The sequence below is a fragment of the Bacillus xiapuensis genome, from assembly GCF_002797355.1.
Taxonomy (GTDB): domain Bacteria; phylum Bacillota; class Bacilli; order Bacillales; family Domibacillaceae; genus Bacillus_CE; species Bacillus_CE xiapuensis.
The window spans coordinates 217,661-236,841 of the sequence record NZ_KZ454939.1 but is presented as its reverse complement, the minus strand read 5'-3'; the positions used below and the strand labels follow the sequence as shown (position 1 = coordinate 236,841).

Annotated in this window: 18 protein-coding genes and 1 pseudogene; 10 read left to right on the top strand and 9 right to left on the bottom strand. The window is 35.4% G+C overall.

The window, feature by feature from the left end:
* Positions 1–160 precede the first annotated feature (160 nt).
* Genes CEF20_RS01225 through CEF20_RS01215 form a run of 3 tightly spaced genes read right to left on the bottom strand, consistent with a single transcriptional unit; the run spans position 161 to position 2,374 of the window.
* Positions 161–1,426, bottom strand: a complete 1,266-nt coding sequence (locus tag CEF20_RS01225) for an FtsW/RodA/SpoVE family cell cycle protein (RefSeq protein ID WP_100330131.1) — start codon at positions 1,424–1,426, stop codon at positions 161–163.
* Positions 1,419–1,835 (bottom strand): PadR family transcriptional regulator, encoded by a 417-nt coding sequence (locus CEF20_RS01220; protein WP_100330130.1) that lies wholly within the window; start codon positions 1,833–1,835, stop codon positions 1,419–1,421. Before CEF20_RS01220 ends, CEF20_RS01225 begins: the two co-directional genes overlap by 8 nt.
* Positions 1,820–2,374, bottom strand: coding sequence for a sigma-70 family RNA polymerase sigma factor (locus CEF20_RS01215; protein ID WP_100330129.1), 555 nt, complete (start codon positions 2,372–2,374; stop codon positions 1,820–1,822). The genes CEF20_RS01220 and CEF20_RS01215 overlap by 16 nt, the downstream gene beginning before the upstream one ends.
* Positions 2,375–2,506: 132 nt before the next feature.
* On the opposite strand from CEF20_RS01215, the gene CEF20_RS01210 reads away from it, so the two are divergent.
* On the top strand, positions 2,507–2,704 hold the full coding sequence (locus CEF20_RS01210) for a transposase (RefSeq protein ID WP_100330128.1): 198 nt from the start codon (positions 2,507–2,509) through the stop codon (positions 2,702–2,704).
* 340 nt (positions 2,705–3,044) lie between these two features.
* A pseudogene (locus tag CEF20_RS17620) lies at positions 3,045–3,413 on the top strand (DDE-type integrase/transposase/recombinase); the annotation flags it as partial.
* A 598-nt stretch (positions 3,414–4,011) separates the two neighbouring features.
* Here the strand turns inward: CEF20_RS17620 and CEF20_RS01195 are convergent.
* From CEF20_RS01195 to CEF20_RS01185, 3 genes are all read right to left on the bottom strand, one after another.
* Entirely contained in the window at positions 4,012–4,356 is a 345-nt protein-coding gene (locus CEF20_RS01195) for an RsiV family protein (protein ID WP_100330126.1), read from the bottom strand.
* Positions 4,357–4,361: 5 nt separating this feature from the next.
* The gene (locus tag CEF20_RS01190; protein ID WP_232713317.1) at positions 4,362–5,672 is read right to left on the bottom strand and encodes a sensor histidine kinase; all 1,311 of its coding nucleotides are present in this window, start codon (positions 5,670–5,672) and stop codon (positions 4,362–4,364) included.
* A gap of 92 nt (positions 5,673–5,764) precedes the next feature.
* Positions 5,765–6,493: a response regulator transcription factor gene (locus tag CEF20_RS01185; protein WP_100330124.1), complete on the bottom strand. Its 729-nt coding sequence runs from the start codon at positions 6,491–6,493 to the stop codon at positions 5,765–5,767.
* A 179-nt stretch (positions 6,494–6,672) separates the two neighbouring features.
* Between CEF20_RS01185 and CEF20_RS01180 the strand changes: the two genes are divergently transcribed.
* On the top strand, positions 6,673–7,809 hold the full coding sequence (locus CEF20_RS01180; RefSeq protein ID WP_100330123.1) for an IS4 family transposase: 1,137 nt from the start codon (positions 6,673–6,675) through the stop codon (positions 7,807–7,809).
* Between the two features lie 86 nt (positions 7,810–7,895).
* Here the strand turns inward: CEF20_RS01180 and CEF20_RS01175 are convergent, their stop codons facing one another.
* Both CEF20_RS01175 and CEF20_RS16790 read right to left on the bottom strand, forming a co-directional pair.
* Positions 7,896–8,222 carry an ATP-binding protein gene (locus CEF20_RS01175; RefSeq protein ID WP_198508453.1) on the bottom strand — a complete coding sequence of 109 codons (327 nt, stop codon included), beginning with the start codon at positions 8,220–8,222 and terminating at the stop codon, positions 7,896–7,898.
* Complete coding sequence (locus tag CEF20_RS16790; RefSeq protein WP_198508452.1) at positions 8,210–8,530, bottom strand: hypothetical protein; 321 nt, start codon at positions 8,528–8,530, stop codon at positions 8,210–8,212. The genes CEF20_RS01175 and CEF20_RS16790 overlap by 13 nt, the downstream gene beginning before the upstream one ends.
* 230 nt (positions 8,531–8,760) lie before the next feature.
* Here CEF20_RS16790 and CEF20_RS01170 point away from each other — a divergent pair, with 230 nt between their 5' ends.
* The 5 genes from CEF20_RS01170 to CEF20_RS01150 all read left to right on the top strand — a co-directional run bounded on the left by CEF20_RS01170 (position 8,761) and on the right by CEF20_RS01150 (position 12,341).
* Positions 8,761–9,675 carry an ABC transporter ATP-binding protein gene (locus tag CEF20_RS01170; RefSeq protein WP_100330122.1) on the top strand — a complete coding sequence of 305 codons (915 nt, stop codon included), beginning with the start codon at positions 8,761–8,763 and terminating at the stop codon, positions 9,673–9,675.
* Positions 9,672–10,430 carry an ABC transporter permease gene (locus tag CEF20_RS01165; protein WP_232713315.1) on the top strand — a complete coding sequence of 253 codons (759 nt, stop codon included), beginning with the start codon at positions 9,672–9,674 and terminating at the stop codon, positions 10,428–10,430. Before CEF20_RS01170 ends, CEF20_RS01165 begins: the two co-directional genes overlap by 4 nt.
* Before the next feature lie 14 nt (positions 10,431–10,444).
* Complete coding sequence (locus CEF20_RS01160) at positions 10,445–11,179, top strand: ABC transporter permease (RefSeq protein WP_100330121.1); 735 nt, start codon at positions 10,445–10,447, stop codon at positions 11,177–11,179.
* Between the two features lie 159 nt (positions 11,180–11,338).
* Positions 11,339–11,536, top strand: coding sequence for a plantaricin C family lantibiotic (locus CEF20_RS01155; protein ID WP_100330120.1), 198 nt, complete (start codon positions 11,339–11,341; stop codon positions 11,534–11,536).
* Positions 11,537–11,666: 130 nt separating this feature from the next.
* The gene (locus CEF20_RS01150) at positions 11,667–12,341 is read left to right on the top strand and encodes a winged helix-turn-helix domain-containing protein (RefSeq protein WP_100330119.1); all 675 of its coding nucleotides are present in this window, start codon (positions 11,667–11,669) and stop codon (positions 12,339–12,341) included.
* Between the two features lie 18 nt (positions 12,342–12,359).
* Here the strand turns inward: CEF20_RS01150 and CEF20_RS01145 are convergent, their stop codons facing one another.
* Complete coding sequence (locus tag CEF20_RS01145; protein WP_100330118.1) at positions 12,360–12,947, bottom strand: flavoprotein; 588 nt, start codon at positions 12,945–12,947, stop codon at positions 12,360–12,362.
* A gap of 216 nt (positions 12,948–13,163) precedes the next feature.
* Here CEF20_RS01145 and CEF20_RS01140 point away from each other — a divergent pair, with 216 nt between their 5' ends.
* Together CEF20_RS01140 and CEF20_RS01135 are read left to right on the top strand one after the other, a co-directional pair.
* Positions 13,164–16,343, top strand: a complete 3,180-nt coding sequence (locus CEF20_RS01140; protein ID WP_100330117.1) for a type 2 lanthipeptide synthetase LanM family protein — start codon at positions 13,164–13,166, stop codon at positions 16,341–16,343.
* A 52-nt stretch (positions 16,344–16,395) separates the two neighbouring features.
* Positions 16,396–18,549: a peptidase domain-containing ABC transporter gene (locus CEF20_RS01135; protein ID WP_100330116.1), complete on the top strand. Its 2,154-nt coding sequence runs from the start codon at positions 16,396–16,398 to the stop codon at positions 18,547–18,549.
* Positions 18,550–19,181 lie beyond the last annotated feature (632 nt).

The window sequence follows — 19,181 nt, the reverse complement described above, 5'->3', positions numbered from 1 at the left end:
TCCCTGGCTAATCCCCATTTTCAAATCATATCTGGTAGCATGAAACAAACATTAACGGCACAGACTGTCAGACGAACGGTGCAAACAGCTGTCCAATTGATTAACTAAAAAGCGCACGAAATCGCCGTTAAATATGCGTTCTTCAATCTTCACAGCTCTTTTAAATAGCGAAACTTTTTCGGCGAAACACACTTAGCATAATACCGACTACTAACGAGTAAAGTAAGATTACGGTATTTCCATAGCTGATAAATGGAACCGGCATTTTAATTATTGGCAGCCAGCCGGCAATCATTAACAGATTATAAAGAAGCGGCACGGCATAAAGCATTCCACCGCCAATAACTAATAATTGCCCAAAAGAATCTTTAATTTTTCCTGTGATCCACAACATCCTAACCGCAAAACCAGCAAGCACAAAGAGAAGAAACAGAAAAAAAGCCCAGCCTAATCCATAAATTACCGTCACTAACACCAAATCAGTATGTGCCTCTTGAACAAAAGCATTAGCTGTTGGAATTGGCTGCCCAAGCCAGCCGGCTTCTTTAAGAAGCTTGCTGATTAATAACATATTGTAATCTGAATCCATATATTGCTTTGGATGTAATAGGGCCTGAACTATTGTTCTTTGATAAAGATCTGTCATGGACAACATCGCTAATAAACTCCCCGCTGCTATGAATGGGGTGACAAATATAAATTTGAACATGTTTTTTCTATTATGACGAATCGACCAGCCATACATCACCATGACCATTACCATATACATCACGGCGTTGCTATTGCCTACAGCTTCAACAAATAATATAAATGGAAGGATAAATAACATGATCAGTTTCCATTTTGGTAGGGATTGATTTAAAAAACTAGCCCATGCTAAAAAGTAGAATGGCAGTATGATCGTTGAGTCCGTAGAAACTGGTCCTAACACTAAGTAGACAGCTCCATTTACGGTAAACGGCCCATGAGGCCACCCTTGAACAAATACAAAATATAATAGGGTTGTCCCAACCCCGTAAAACCACCATCCATACTTTTGTAATTTCCGATAATCAAAGAACATACAAGCCGTCATCAAAACCATGCCTAACAAAACATATATAGCTTTTGTCGCTATAAAGCCTTCCATATCTAAAAGCAACATAAGCGGCAAAAATCCAAGTCCAGCAGCGGTTACAAAGAACGCCAGCAAGCCCCATTCCACTTTTGGCTTATGGAGCTTATTCATCTCCACCCCTAATGTCCTCGGATCCCCCATTTGCCGAACGACCTCTTTTTCCGCCTCTTCTCTTGACCTCCCTTGATTTAGCAGCTTTTTTATCATGCTTTCTATATGCTGATCCAGCTCTAATGCGACATATTGTTGGGCTTCCTTTGAACGAATATGCCTTTTCATCTGTTGCAGAAACGAGTTTTTTTCATTCATACAGTATCCATCCTTTTAACACTTCTTCCAGAGCTGTTACCTTGAAGTTTGCTTCCGTTTCCGCTTTATTTAATAACTTTCGTCCTTTTGAGCTTAGGCTATACTTCTTGTTTTGCTCTTTATCCCATTGTGAGGAGATGTATCTTTTTTGTTCCAGTGAATGCAAGAAGGTATAAAGAAATCCTTCGTTTTCATCAAACCTTTTGATGCCTCTGCCACGTAAATGATTAAGTAATTCGAAACCTGTTTTTTCTTGAACAAGCAATTGCAGAATTGCTAGCAGAATGTCCTCATCTTTTTCTGTTTGAATGGCTCGATGAATGCTTTGCCGAAGCTCCTCCGTAAACTTCAACTCATGAAATAACTCTCGTTGCTGGGACTTTTTCAACTTTTTCAACTGTTCTTCCATGTTTCACTTCTCCTTAATGCGCCTTGTAGCAGTTCTTTCGCGCGTTTAAGTCTCGTCTTGATTGTATTTTGATTGACGTTAATGATTTCACTTATCTCTTTAATAGTCAGCTCCTCATAATAATGCAAGTAAATGAGCTCTCTATATTGAATGGGCAATCCTAATGTTGCTTCCATAACCCTTTGCCGCTCATCTTTTTGAATGACTTCCCGTTCTACATAATCGTTTGTAGAAGCACCAGACCATTCATCTGTATATCCAGCCTGTACTTTACGGACATGCCAGCTTTTTAAATAATCTTTACAGTGATTAATAGCAATACGCCACAGCCACGTTTTCATTGTTGACCTTCTATCAAAGCTATTTAACGATTGATAACATTTCACAAAGATCTCTTGCGTTAAATCTTCTGCATCTGTTTTATTCTTGACATAAGAGTAAACGAGCTCTAATACATCTTGACCGTATTCCGTCATAATTTGGTCAAACAGTAATTGATGATCTTCTGCGAGAAATGTCTCTTTAAATACTTCTTCCAAGCTATCCCTCCTAACCTCCTATTAATTAGACGAAGCAATCACGCATTCGGTTTTAGGAAAATATGATGCTAGACTAAATAGTAGACACAAATTGTTATACTAAATATATCAACTATAACGGGGTGTGTCTGTATGGCAAAAGGCAGACGATTCGAAGAGGCATTTAAAATCGAAACCGTAAAGTATATCCGTGAAAACAATAAGCCTCTAGCTCAAGTAGCTAGAGAAGTGGGCGTAAATGAGAATACTTTACATGCTTGGGTAAAGAAGCATGGCGGAAAACCAGAAATTATAGCGGTACAATCATTTTCCTCAGAAGCAGCTGAATGAAGAGCTCTTTAGAAGGAAATTCGTGATCTTAAAGAGGAGAATGAAATCTTAAAAAAGGCGATGCACTGCTTCGCGAAAAACCCTCGGTAAAATAGGAATTCATTCATGAAAGTCACTCCCGATTCCGAGTGGAGGAGTTGTGCAAAGTCTTGGGAGTTTCTAAAAGCAGTTACTTCAAATGGGTGAACATACCGAAGAGTGACCGGCAGAAACAGCATTAGAAATGATCACAAGACATTCTTCAGACCCATTTAGAATTTAAGCAACGGTACGGTAGTGTTTTAATTGCTAAAACCCTGAAAAAACGTGGTGTAAAAGTAAGTGAACATAAAGTCTCCCGGTAAATGAAAACGTCTTAAATCGACAGTTTAATGCAAGCAAACCAAACCAATATTGGGTAACGGATATCACTTATATTCCGACCAATGAGGGCTGGTTGTATTTGGCGACCGTAATGGACTTATATTCTCGTAAAATAGTAGGCTGGTCAATGGATAAGACTATGACAAGGGAATTGGTTATCTCAGCATTAAAGATGGCTTTTAATCATCAAAATCCAGGAAAAGGAAACGGTTACGACAATGCTTGCATTGAATCCTTTCACGGTATTCTTAAGCGTGAGCTAGTTTATCAAACAAAGTATATAACACGGGAAGAAGCGAGGAAATCTCTGTTTGAATACATCGAGTTCTTCTACAATTTCAAGCGGAAGCGCGGTAGAAAAATCTGTGTCTATTTTCTTGACGTAGTATCACTTTTGTTGAACAAATGAATTTAAACCAAGATGAGCAAGAATCAAAACAAACGGCACATTTGACGAGTTCATTCAAAGCCTCAAATCTGAGGAAAAAGAAAAACTGAACAAGAAAAAAGTAACCGAGACCCATGTTTCACACACGGTCTATATCGAAAAAGAGCTAAAAGAAGCAATGGATCTCCTGGCAAAGGCACCCGGAAAAGTATGGAAAACACGCTTTTTAAACGGGCTGATCCGAAACGGTCTCGCCCCTTGTACGGATAGGTTGGAGACCTTGCACTTCGCCAAAGAGCAAGAAAGAAAGCTCAAGGAAAAGGTAAAAAAGAATTAGAAAAACTGAACTAAAAGGCGAATTGCCTTTTAGTTTTATTGATTATTACTAACACCTGTCACCTGTAGGTGTTAGTAATAATCAATGTTACATCCTAATCCCAGCAATTAAAAGAAACAAACGGCACATCACCTGATATGCTTTTCCAAAAACGAACTGCGGCTAAACATAAGTATCCGAAAGCCAACCAATCCGTTGCCTGTTTCTATACCTTCATTCCTACTTGATATATTGCTTGCTTACCAATGCATCCTCAATCACATCGGTCGGTACCGTAAATTCACAAACTCCCATGACTCCGGGAGCGACCTCGTATTTAGTAAACACAAGCACCGGCTTGCCTTTATCACTAATGTAAAAGGGTTGATTTTTATCAACGGCCTGGGCATCGTCCCAATATATTTTTTGCGGATCAGCTTCCATTTGCTGCTTCATCTGTTTCTTGATGTTCTGGCTAATGAGGCGGATATAGCTGTCATCTTTAAATAAACTTGGCAGCGTAATCAGCACTTCGTTTTTCTTGTCGATCGTGTCATACATAAATTCTGAATAAGAGTTCATCATACTTATTAATTAGAAAATCTAATAACAAATTTTGTTCCTTTTTGAATTTCACTCTCTATCTCTATATCTCCATCATGAGCTAGGATGATTTGTTTAGAAATAGCCATACCTAACCCAGTGCCGGTTGAGTTGGAAGAATTTGTACCTCTGTAGTAACGGTCAAACAAACGATCTAATACCTCTCTGCTCATTCCTATCCCGTCATCTTCAATCAGTATTTCAACAAAATTATTACTAGTTAAAACCGCGATTTTAACATTTGTCATAGGCGGATTATGCTTAATACAATTTGTAATTATGTTTTCAAATGCACGTTTAAGGTAATTTTCGTCTCCTTCTATTGCTATATATTCTTCATCTGAAAAAAACTCAAATTTCATGTTTTGCCCTTCCGGGAGTTGAGTGAGTGAGATAGTGGTCTCTCTTAAGAGTTCCACCAGGTTAATTAAATGCTTTTTGAAAGGAAGTGAATCATTTTTTAAACGAAAGCTAAGATTAAAATCTTCAATCAAATGCTCCATATAATCAATTCTCTTTTGCATCTTTAAAGAAAAAGAACGAATTTGATCTATTTCCCAATGATGAACTTCTGAAGCCATTAGAAATGTATATCCTTTTAACACAGACAGAGGAGTTTTTAAATCATGAGAGACGCCTGTCATCCACTCTTCACGCGTCTTCTCTAGTTTTTCTCGGTCTTCTTTATTCTTCTTTAGAACCTTCATCAAATCTTCTAGTGCATTCATTAATTCTTTATAAGTTTTAAAGCCTGACTTTAATCTTCCATTTTTAGAACGGCTATTGACAACTCCCCTTTTGTTTACTGGTTCTTTATATATTCCGATAGAGAGATTTTCGATCCAAGAAACAACGTGGAGCAAAGGTGCTCCAAAGAGTTTTCCAAAATATATAGCTATTAAACACCCAGCAATTATCATAAATAAAATCCATAAGTTGTTAGCCCAGAAAAAAAAAGGATTCTTGTTCTTTATTTTTTCTCCAATTACCCATGTTAATTGTTGGCTGTCTATGGTGTCATACCATGTTGATAAATGATAACCACTTTTTGCTGGATACATATAATTAGACACCAATAGGCCTGGTGTATATTTTTTGGGAATAGATGATGGTTTATTTGTAGAGAAAAGTTCTCGCCCATTTTCATCCAATATTTGAAGCCATAATTCATGATTAGCTATAGATTGAAGAACGGACTTTTCTACTTTTATTTTTTCACCTTGTTTGCTCGTTGCATTTACAATTTCTTCAATAGAAACCGCAGTACTTTCCTGCTTTTGATTGAAAAATATACTCAACGTTATAATACAGAGAAATAGTAGTGTAATCCAGCATAGTAGCAATAAAAACAATCTGGAAACAAAATGAAAAGCAATTCGATTTCTTAGCTTCATAACAAATTTCTTCTTCCATTTGGAACATCCAAAATATAACCTAATCCCCGAACAGTTTTAAGATAAGCGGGGTTACTAGGATCTTCTTCTATCTTTTCTCTTAAACGTCTAATATGAACCATTACTGTACTATCTCCACCATAGAACTCCCCCCAAACTTCCCGGTATATTTTTTGCTTGCTAATTAATTGATTAGGATGATTACAAAAATAAAGCAATAATTTAAATTCTTGTGCTGGACATTCAACTTGTTTTTGATTAACGATAAGTTTTCCTGACTTTTCCTCAACTTGAAAGTGTCCAAAATCGAAGGTAGCAGGCTTGTCTTCCACAGATGTGACAAGTCCAGCACGCTTTAAATGAGCTTTTATTCTTGCAGCTACTTCTAATGGATTAAACGGTTTAGTTATATAATCATCACCGCCAAAGCTAAACCCCTGCAGCTTATCAAGATCAGAATTCTTCGCAGTTAGAAATAAGACTGGAGCATTAGTGTAAGTACGAATATGGTTACAAAGCGAAAATCCGTCTGTATCCGGCAACATTACATCTAACACAATGATATGAGGATTATACTGCTGTATTAATTGCATAGCTTCTTTGCCAGAAGAGGCCATTAGAATATGTCTAAATCCTTCCTTTTCTAATGTAATTTTGATTAATTCTAATATCGGTGAATCATCATCAATTATTAAAATAGAAGGTTTTCTTGTAACTTCATTCATATTATTTCCTCCTCATTTCCAAATTCTATTCCTCTTTATTCTACATTAAATAAGTGGTTTTTGATGGAAAAACCCAGGCGTGTTGATTATGCATAATCTTCCATAAAAAGACGACAAAAAGGGACACCTTCTTGTAAAATGTAAGTACCACCAAACATAAACGAGAAGAGGTGTCCCCTATGAAACAGAATACCATGTTCCCGAATTTGATTCAAAAGTTTATTTCCGATGAAGAGCTAAAACCATTGATTGAACTGGTTGGTTATGAAGATACCGCACGAAAACTAGACGTGAAAACATTGATCCAGTATCTCGTGACGGCGGCTGCTTGTGAGTGGAAAAGCTTACGCTACTGTGCGGACGTTAGCTCATCGGCCGGCCTTGTCGATGTGAACTATTCCACTCTTTCAAAAAAGATGAGTCAGCTTGATTACGAATTAATGAAGAACGTATTTGATTTAATTGTTCGCAAATGTAACCGGGCCACTCGTCGCACGTTGAAGATACCTAAACATCTGCTTCTTGTGGATTCCACCACGATCACCGTAGGGAAAACTCGACTTCCTTGGGCCGTTTATCATGGCCAACGCTCAGGCATCAAGCTTCATGTGAGTTTTTCATTGGAGACACAAATGCCTTTGAAAGTCGTTGAATCCACTGGTCTGACACACGATGGACCAACAGGTGAACAACTTGCCGATTCTCGCTTCATTTTAGTAGAAGACCGTGCCTATTTTAACATTCAACGGATTGATCGCTTTCTCGAAGAAGGACAAGATTTCGTGATTCGGATGAAAGAGAACGTAGAGTTATCTCATAAAAAATCCTTACAACGCCTGCCACAAAAGGACTCAAACGTGACGCACGATATCACTTGTTTACTTGGTTCCGTTCAATCTCGTTCGGAAAAACGTCATCGAGTGGTGTTTTTTAAAGATGACGAAGGACGAGAAGTTCGTGTCGTGACCAGCTTACGTCATGTGTCGGCAGAGGAAATCGCCAACATGTACAAAGCGCGCTGGGGCATTGAAACCTTTTTTCGCTGGATCAAGCAAAATTTAAATGTGCCTGTTTTATTTGGTACGACCGAAAATGCGGTGTTTAATCAGCTTTTCGCCGCCTTCATTGCCTATGTTCTGCTTCATTGGTTATATAAACAGACAAAATCCTCCATTTCCAAACCGAACCTGTCGTCAGTGGCTTTTCAGCGCATGCTTTTGACAGGCGCATTACCCTTACAGTGGTGGGATCGAATGGTCTTATTTCTGTATCACTATTTTGATCAGAGCAGGAGAAGTCTGTCTAAATTTGGTTAATCAACAGGCGTGGGAAAAACCATTAATATTTGATGTTATTGTCAATACCGGCGCAAAATTCCCCAAAAATGCCGAAATAAAAATCCTCACTTTTTCGATTCTATTGCTGGAGGAGTTGGGAAGATCCCAGCTTTTTTCTTCTCCTCCATGCGATATGAATCTCCTTTAATATTAAACGTAACGGAATGATGGAGGAGACGGTCTAGAATTCCCGTCGCCAATACATCATCACCGAAAGTTTTTCCCCATTCCACATAGGATTTATTCGATGTAATAATCATCGCACCTTTTTCATAACGCTTTGAAACCACTTGAAAGAATAGATTAGCTGTTAAAGCATCAAACGGAAAATAGCCGACCTCATCCAGAATAATTAAGTCTGGTATACAGAGACGATTGATTAAGTAATGCATCGTTCTTTTTTAGCGGCTTTGTGGCATTGGTCACCTAAGTCATCAGCCGTCATAAATAATACATGATAGCCTTTGGTGAGGGCTTCTAAACCAAAACCAATCAGTACAGCACAGTTGGTCGTGCCTTCTTTGATACGCTCCAACAAATAAGTTTTGTATGGATCTAGCTTGCTTGGTCGCTGAGCACGCGGCTTTGACTGAGGTGAGCTTTCAGCATTAATATAATTCCTCACCGTTTTCCGATCAAATCCAGTTTCCTTGGCAAAAGCACTTATGATCCAGCCTTTCTGTTTCAATTCTCGAATCATCAAAAAATCCTCCAACAATAACGTCAATTCTACACTTCCAATCTATCTCTAATCGAAATAGATTATCTGTGATAACTGGGGAAATTTAAACCGTTATTATTGAGGATTTTAACACCGGCATTCACAGTTATGAAAATTTTCTTAACTCTTATAGCTGTTAAGGAAATGTTAAGGAAATGTTTCCCCTGTGTTTAGCGAATTTTGTCTAAGATAAAGTTGAGGTGATCAGAATGAAAGATTTAGTGATATCAACAAATAATCTGACAAAAAAGTATAAAAAAAACACATCTGTGGATGGTATTAATTTAAACATGCAAAGAGGAGAAATTTATGGATTTTTAGGACCCAACGGAGCTGGAAAAACTACCACTATTCGAATGCTTTTAGGATTAATTAAACCAACAAAGGGCTTTATCCAGATATTTGGACAAGACCTCAAGCAAAATCGAATCGGAATCCTCCAGCGGGTTGGCTCACTCGTTGAATCACCATCCTACTATGGGAACCTGACAGGGTTTGAAAATTTAGAAACAGTACGCCGCTTAAGAGGGCTACCAGAGAAACGTGTTCATGAAGTACTTGAAGTAGTACGTCTAAATAAAGTATCAAATCGTTTAGCGAAAGAATATTCTTTGGGAATGAAACAGCGATTAGGTATCGCTACTGCTCTATTAAGTAATCCAGATTTATTGATATTAGATGAACCAACAAATGGCTTAGACCCTGCGGGCATTCAAGAAATTAGAGAATTAATCAAAGAGCTACCCAAAAAGCAGGGAATGAGTGTGTTAATCTCTAGTCACTTATTAAGCGAAATTGACCAGATGGCTACTCAAGTCGGAATTATTAACGAAGGTAAACTAATATTTCAAGATTCCATAGAAAAGCTAAGACAAAAAAGAAAACCTTTGCTAAGAATTGCTGTAAACAATGCACATGAAGCAAACTCCATACTCAAAAGCAAAGGTCTAACCCCAAAACTTCATAATGAAGCCCTATGGATATCCCAAACTGAACCAGAATTTGTATCGGAGATTAATTCTATTCTTGTTCACTCAGGCGTATCAGTCTATCGATTGGAAGAAGTGAAAAAAACATTAGAGGATATCTTTTTAGACATTACAGGTAAAGGAGCAAGCCTATGATGAAACGTGTATTATTGGCGGATGGATTGAAGTTAAAGCGCACTTCCTTGCCTATCGTTCTACTTCTTGTGCCTTTATTAGTTTTAGCTTATGAACTCATTAATTTAACGTACCGTTCGGAATATGTAGTTAAACAGGCAGAGCTATTTAAAGCAAATTCATTGTGGGAATATTTGCTTTTTGATAACAGCCTTTTGTTTGGATTAGGTTTCCCATTAGTTGCTACTATTTCTGCATCCATGATTGTAAATATTGAACATCAATCAAATTCTTGGAAAGCAGTACTCTCACAACCTGTATCAAGAGCCGTAATTTATTTAAGTAAATTTCTGTGGATTTTATTAGGACTAACTTTCTCAGTCAGTTTCTTTTTCATAGGTACACTGTTACTTGGTAAAGTTCTTGGATTTGAAGGAGATATACCTCTATGGCTTATTTTGGGAGACAGTTACAGTATATTGTTTACAACTTTACCTATAGTGTCCTTTCAGTTATGGCTTTCAATTACATTTAAAAACCAAGCCTTTTCTATTATCATTGGGGCTGTATCATCAATGATGGGGCTATTCTTAGCCGCCGGATCTACTACTCGATGGATGCCCCTAGCATATCCAGTGCAATCTTCTACAATTTCTCTTCAATATGAAGGACTCAGCTATAATGGTGACCTGTCTGCTTATATCATTATTAATACGCTTGTAGGAATAATTTTGCTCGTAATTGGATTAATTCATTTCACTCGAAGAGATATTTAGTAGGAGGGATGACAATGAAAGAAATTATTAGTGTTGAAAGATTAAAATTAAAACGCTCAAAAATATGGATTCTATATATATTAGGACCATTAGTAGGTGTGCTACTAGCATTTATCAATTTCAGAAATAACTACGATTTGTTTATGCAACCAGGGGATAGCGAATGGGTTGAAGTTTGGACGCAAGTTGCAATATTTATGGGGCCATTTGTTTTACCTATAGCTGTAGGCATATATGCTGCTTTTGTTTGCAGAGGAGAGCATATAGGTGGGGGATGGAAACAACTTTTAACATTGCCTATTGGAAGATCTAAAATCTTCATGGGAAAATTTTTTATGGCCTCTATTATGGTAGCTATTACTCTCTTAATAGTCTTATTATTTTTTCTATCGTTTGGATTCTTTAATGGACTAGAAGGAGACCTCCCTCTCATTCAAATTATAATATTTATTGTTCAAGGATTTCTAGCTTGTTTACCATTACTTCTTATTCAGTTGATCGTTTCACTTAGGGCGAAAACATTTGGAATACCCTTAGCTTTTAGTATTATTTTTACACTTCCAGCTATCATTGTAGCCAGTACGCCTTTAGGACAATTTTATCCTTGGACACAACCTATGTTAGCTATGTCACCAGCAGATGAGTCACCTATTGAATCGTACTTTCTTTTCTATTGCCTATTAATTGCTACTTTTTCGCTTTTTCTTTTGTTTGGATTACGAAGCTTTTCTAAACGAGATATTAATTAGGCTGTCTCATATGAGAAACAACCCATAGAAGCAACGGATCATATATTAAATTCTATTAAGAAATGGATTTTAATTATAATTTATATTTTTTCATATTCCTTACATTTATGTAACTTTATGTTATGTTTATGGTACATTAAATAAAAGGAGGTGAAAAAAATGAATAAAGAAATGATCCAATCTTGGAAAGATCCATTCGCTTCTGCAGAGAAAAATCCAGCTGGAAACCCTTTCAGTGAATTGGAAGAGGCTCAGATGGATAAAGTAGTAGGTGCTGGAGATATGGAAGCAGCTTGTACTTGGACACTTCCTGGCGGTGGAGGTGTTTGTACAGTAACTTCTGAGTGTATCTGCTAAATTTTTTTGCCAAAAGGTTGTTTTCTCTTACAGAGACAAACAACCTTTTTTATTTTCTTATATTATACCCCATTAATCAATTTATATAACAATTTTTACAAAATCATGCATTTAATCAGGAGGGATAAATATGAAAAAAGCACTTATATGTTCTGAAAACAGCTATTTTTCTGCCTATATAAAGCACCTATTTACACCTTACGGAATAGAAACAGATTGTGTTAATAGTATTGAAAAGTTAAATGCTTATACGAGAGACAACATGCTTTCCTTTGTTGTATTTGATACATGTTTACAAACTGACTTAAGTGTGAAAATTGTCCAAAAAATTGGCTGTCCTTTAATTATTATGAACTCTTTAGCTGCTGATGCATCTCCTAATAAATATTTCACCCCATTTTTAGAACTGTTTAATAATTTTCAAGGTCCTCGTAAAATTGTTGAAGAACTGGCTCCTTATACTTTTTTTGATGTTGGAAAGCACTGTATCTGGCGAAAAGAAGAATATGTCCCTTTAGCAACTCAAGAATTCAAAATATTATATTTACTTTACCTAAACCTTGGTAAAGTTGTAAGCTCTGAAGAACTCATTAATTATGCAGATTTGACAAGTAGATCTAGTTTATATGTACATATTAATTCTCTTAGAGAGAAAGTAGAGGAAAATTGCGGCAACCCACAAATTATATTGACAAAATTCGGTAAAGGTTATCAAATATACAAACATAAAGCAGAAATAAAGTTAATCGATCCAAAAGAACAAATTATCAACGAAGAGAGAAAGAAGAAGGGACAAGCAATCTAAAGAGAGCTAATGAAATCATTAGCTCTCTTTAGAAAACATTCCACAATTCCTTTTTTTAAATATTTCATAAACTTCAGTTAATGCTCTATCCGGTGCAGGAATAACTCTATTAGACTTTCTCTCACCAGAAGAGACTTCATAAGCCAAAGTAGTCTGAGAAGCTATAATATAGTGTCCATCTAATTCTAATTGTTTTAAATTCCTTAATAAAGCTTTCTTTTCCCACATTACTTCATTCATGGAAGGAAAAAACAAAGTAGGATAAGGATGCGCCAAAACAGTAGTAGTTAATAAATTTAAAGCCATGCCATTTGCAACATTCGCTATTGTGTTAGCAGTCGCTGGTAACACACAATAAATATCGGCCCATTTTCCAATCTCCATGTGATTGTATTTTTTATCTTCCATAAATTCTTTCTCTGTATACACATAATCACAAAAATAGGAGACAGTATTTGCAGGAATTAGATCAACCGCACTATCCGACATGATCACTCTAATTTCTTTAAAATAGTTTTTAAAATATAAGAGATACTGTGATATACCTACAGAAGAAATAGCTCCTGTTACACCAATTAATAATTTCTTATCTTTAAGCTCATCCATTAATGTAAACAACCTCCCATTTATATTATGAAATAATAATACATCAATATATGGATGATAGTGAAAAAAATGGATAATATAAATTTTTCTTAATAATTAGGTATAAAGTTAATTTTAAATTCCCTAAAATTTGTATGAATACCTTATTAAAATTGCTATTCTTTATAGGTAAATAAACCATAAACGGATTTCACTGGAAAGGTGGAGGAATAAATAATGAAAACCACTACATTAGCTGGTATTGACTGGAACGGTGCAACTTCCTTAAAAGAAAGGGCTATACCAAAGACAAGGACTACAGACGAATTATCCCAAAAACGCTTTAATAGATGGAAAGAGTTTGTTGAAAGCGACAAAGAGATTTCTCTTAAAGAAGTACTTGATACACATTATTTGAATGAGGAGTTGTTGTTAAATTTTCTAGCAGCACCTGAAATTGAAGTTTTAGATGACAGTGATTTAATTGATTGGAAGAGCGTGTTAAATGATATTTATTCGCCCAAGTTCGAAGAAGTTGTAATTCCTGATCTAGAAGATGTTTTGTTTGTTAATTTCGTAAAACCTTTTGTCAAAGTAGGAATTGGAAGACTAGATGTAAAATTAAATGAATTGAATATTACTGAAAAAATCAAATGCTTAATTAAGAAGGAAGCTCATGATTCATTAATTCGCAATTTAGCAGAATCTCTTGCTGCACTATGCAGTCGAACAATTATCTTGGAATTAAATGTTGCACGTGTGTCTGGGCACTTAAAGGGTGAAACACCCGAAGAACGATTCCAATATTATAATAACAATCATCTAAACAATAAAGAATACACTTCCACCCTTCTTACAGAATATGTAGTGTTGGCACGGTTATTGGCTACGAAAACAATTTATTGGATTAATAACGTGGGTGACCTTTATCAGAGAATCCTTAGTGATAATTCCTTGTTAGAAGAGGAGTTTAACTTAGGAAAACCGCTTGGACCAGTCATTAAGATTGAAACAGGTAGCACTATATCCGATTCTCATAACAAAGGAAAGACGGTTACTATCTTACACTTTCAATATAATTTAAAGATAGTTTACAAGCCTAGATCTCTAAAGGTAGATCAAGTTTTTAACAGGTTCATCAAAAGTATAAATAGCGAATTGCGCTATCGCTTAAAAACAGTTAAAACGCTTGACAGAAAGGAATATGGATGGACAGAGTTTATTTGTCCTTCTACATGTCATAGTGAAGAAGAGATTAAACGTTTTTATTGGAGAATCGGAAGTTATTTGTCTATCCTTTATTCAATTAATGCAGTAGATTTTCATCATCAAAATTTGATTGCTAATGGAGAATACCCAATCCTAATTGATCTTGAATCATTATTGCACAATAGTTCAACATATACAGATGATAGTGCCCTTAGTCGTGCACATACTCATATAGAAAAGTCTGTTTTACGCATTGGGTTATTACCTAGGAAAATAGGAAGTAAACAGGGATTAGAAGGTATTGATCTAAGCGGATTAGGTGCTCAAGAAGGTCAAGTATCTCCACACAAAACTACAGTAATCGAAGATAGAAATAAAGACACTATACGTATTGTTGAAAAGAATTATTCTATCCCAGTTAGTCATCATCGTCCTTTACTGAACGGGAAAAATGTGAAAGTAGTAGACTATGAAGATGCGATTTTAGAGGGATTTAAAGAAACATATAACTTCTTAATGGAAAATAGAGATCAAGTATACGAAAAAGTAAAAGAATTTAAAGTTGTTCCGGTTCGACAAATATTAAGAGGAACATCTCGATACGCTAACTTATTAAGAATTAGTTTACATCCTAATTTTATGCGTGATGGATTAGATCGAGATATGATTTTGGACAAACTTTGGTTAGACACAAAGTTAAACCCTAATTTAAAAGCTGTTGTTCACAGTGAACAATATGATATGTATTCAGGTGACATTCCCTACTTTTTAAGCTATCCCGGTTCAACATCTATCATTGATTCAAGAGGAAATGAAATCCCTAACTTCTTTAAGAATAACGCTCTTGATGACATACAAAATAAATTTAACGGGCTAAATCCTACGGATCGTGAAGAGCAAATATCCTTTATTCAGACAGCTATGCTAGTATTGAAAGACAAAACCAAAAAAAATACCTCCTTAGTCTCTCCTCCTCAACCATATAAGGAAATAGAATTTTTACAAGAAGCAATGAACATAGCAGACTTTTTAGATCAGAGAGGAATTAGGGGAAAACAAGGAGAACAAACAGATATATCATGGATTGGATCTTTTGTAGATAATAAAAGGGAAGATCAATTTAAAATTTCCCCAACTAACAGTACCTTGTATGAAGGTATTGGTGGAATATCGTTGTTTTTTGCTTATTTAGGCTACATTTCTAAAAAGGAAAAATACACAAAAATTGCGCAAGAAGCACTGGTTCCAATATTAAGTAACTTACCTACCTTGCAAGATTTGGGTGCCTTTGGTGGAATAGGTTCATCTCTTTATTTATTAGATCACCTTTCTGCTTTGTGGAAAGATAACTCTTTAATTATGAATGCTTTCTTAGGGTGTGAAGAAAAACTTAGAAATCTTATACCAATAGATAAGAACAATGATATCTTAACTGGAGTTTCTGGATGTGCAATTGTGCTTCTTAATCTCTATAAACGCCTACAAGAACCTAAACTATTGGATCTCATTGATTTATGTGGAGAGCGCTTAATAATGAATGCAATACCTATGGAGAGAGGGATAGGTTGGAAGGTTGAAGCCAACCCAGTTCCATCATCTGGTTTTTCACATGGAGCTTCAGGGATTGTTTGGTCTCTATACGAAATATATAAAGTGACTGGTAAGGTCAAATATAAAAATGCTGCAGATCAAGGATTGGATTATGAAAAAACTCTTTATATTCCTGAAAAGAAGAACTGGGCAGATTTAAAACTAGAGAGTGGACAATCACGAAATGAGGATTTTGTAGCTTGGTGCAATGGTGCAGCAGGTATTGGGTTAAGTCGCTTTCTTCTAATGCCTTTAATTGAAGATATAAACATGAAAAGAGAAATTAAAGAAGAAGCCTTAATTGCTGTGGATACAACTTGTAAAAATGGATTTGGCAACAATCATTCACTTTGTCATGGTGATTTAGGTAACCTAGATATTCTTATGTCAGGGATCGATTATTGTGAAAGTTTATTAGAAAAAACAAGTGAACTAAGCCAAATGATTCTACATGATATTAAGAATCGAGGTTGGATTAGTGGCTTCGAAAAACAAAACGAATCCCCGTCTTTGATGATGGGATTAGCAGGAATAGGGCTTGGATTATTAAAAATTTATGAACCCAATAAGATTCCTTCTGTACTAAAGTTACAGTCACCTATCGAACTGGATATTTAAAAATTGAAAAATGAGCCCCTAAGTATAGGGCTCATTTTTTAGGAGTGATACTATGAAAAGAGTGCCTTTGATAAGACAAATGGGCCAACATGAATGTGGGCCAGCTTGTTTATCTATGATATTAAGCTTTTATAACTGTAAAGTCTCATTGAATAAAATAAGCGAACAATGTGGAGCTCAAAGAAATGGGGTGTCAATTAAAAAATTAAAAGAAGTAGCTAATCATTACGGCATGGATTGTAAAGTTTTTCAAGTTGATGCAGAAGCGTTTATAAAAAATACAACTCCATACACTCCTTGCATATTATTCTGGGATAATCATCATTTTGTAGTACTAGAGAAGTTTAATGGCCAACAATTCTTTATTCTTGATCCCAATATGGGAAGAATCAAAATGAACATAGATGAATTTAAGCAGCACTTTAGTAATGTCATTCTTACCTTTAAACCTACAAATAAGTTAAAGGAGATGTCACCTCCATCAACTCTAGAATATTACTATAGATATATCTCAAAATGTAAGTCTATCGTTACTATGATTCTAATTTTCTCTCTTATCGCACAAGCCTTATCTTTGTTAGTAGCCTTCGTAATCAAGTATCTTGTCGATGATATATTTATAGAAGACTCTTACACTGATTTGTCTACAGTAGGGATATGTACCCTCCTAGGCCTTGTAATATTAAGCATTCTAATGTTTATACGAAGCCATTTTTCAATAATGTTACAGGCACAAATTAGCAGAGATATATCTACCGATTTTATGGAGCATTTACTAAAACTTCCGTTGAGTTTTTTTGAAAATCGAACAGTTGGAGACATAGCAATGAGAGTGAGTAATATTGCTATGATAAGAGAAATGCTTGCGAGAAGCGGGACATCTATAGTACTTGATATTATCACTTTAGTAACGTTTTTTGTAGCAATGCTTTCTCAATCAGTAAAGTTGGCTTTATTTGCCATTGGATTAGCCACCTTTCAATTTATCTTTATGGTCATATTTATTCCTAAAATCAAAGAGTTGATTAGAGGGGACCTGTCTGCCCAGACTACTACTCAAAGCTTTTTGATTGAATCTTTAAGATCCATAAGTTTTATAAAATCAAATGGATTAGATCATTCAATTATGAATAAGTGGTCTAGGTACTATGATAAGCAAATTAATATGTTTAAGAAAAGATATACTTTAGATGCAATATTAGAAAGCGTTAGCGTAAGCATTAGATTTTGCGCTCCACTATTACTTCTATTGTTTGGCATCGGAGAAGTTTCTAAAGGCAATTTATCTTTGGGAGGATTATTGGGGTTTAGTAGCTTAGGTACAGCATTTTTATTACCGGTAACCTCTATAATAAACAGTATTCAACAGTTTCAATTAGTAGGAGATGTATTTGAACGTATTCAAGATGTTATGGAAACTCCTGCCGAAGAATTTAACCATGAGCCTTTACCAGATGACCTTGACAAAAGGGATATCATTTTAGAAAATGTAACCTTTTCTCATAACCAAAGTAAACCAGTCTTACAAAATATTAACTTAAAAATCCCATGTGGAAGTAAGGTTGCATTAGTAGGTCGCACAGGTAGCGGAAAAACTACACTTTCTAGAATAATCCTAGGATTATATAAACCAACCTCTGGCACAGTATACATTGGTAATGATAATTTAAATAGCCTAAATATTTATCAGTTAAGAAGAAAGTTAGGAGTCGTTCTACAAGAAAGTTTTTTATTTAATGATACTATAGCTAATAATATTTCTGGTTTTAGAAAGTTCTCTAACGAAGAAATCGTAGAAGCTGCAAAAAAAGTTAGACTTCACGATGATATTCTTCAAATGCCAATGGGATATGAAACAATTATTGGAGAGAATGGAGATATGTTATCAGGTGGACAGCGTCAAAGGTTAGCAATAGCTAGAGCTATCGTAAACAACCCTTCTATTGTTATTTTGGATGAAGCTACTAGTAATTTAGATACATTGACTGAAAATCAAATTGATACTTATTTCAATGAGTCTAATACTACTCGTATAATTATCACCCATCGTTTAATTAATACAATTGATGCTGACATTATCGTTGTATTAGAACAAGGTCAAATTATTGAAGTAGGAAAGCATAGTGACTTACTTTCAAAAAAAGGTACCTATCAACGAATGTGGGAAAAACAAGTAGGTTCAGATAATCTCTTAGTTAGTAGTTAATTATTTGTCTTCATATTATCAAAAATGCAGATTAAATATTTTTCTTTAATCTGCATTCTACACAAAAATAAATATTTGGAGCGTCTACACTTATCTAGAAAGAAAAATTCAGCTTAAGTACACTTGAATTAAAACAGACGAGGAGCTTCAAACATGACAAATGGAGACCCCCGTATATTTACAGCTGAGTTCAAAAACAAATGATACAGCTGGACAAGAATGGAAAAATAAAACAAGCTATCATTAATGAATCTCTGGCGGCCTTTTAGATGGGCCGCTCTCTAAATATGAAAGGGCTTGCCATGATGAAATTTGAACGCCTTGAGCACCTTACCCTCAAATATAAACGGTTTCCCCTTAAAAAAGTTGTCTGATTTAGTGTTGACAATCCATTATAAAAGAGGTACTCCCCAATTCATTAGGGGGTTTTTGAGTAAAATGTTATATTTTCAAATTGTTAACCTTGATAAAAAACCCCAATATAATATTTTATATATTGTTAACCATAGCCGTTAACATATCTTCTATTTCTTTTAACGCTACTGTCTGTATTTAACAACCAAAAAATGTAATGTTAGGAAATTAAAAATGCTGCGCTTGCCAATGAATGCTCATTACTGTAACCGCTAGAA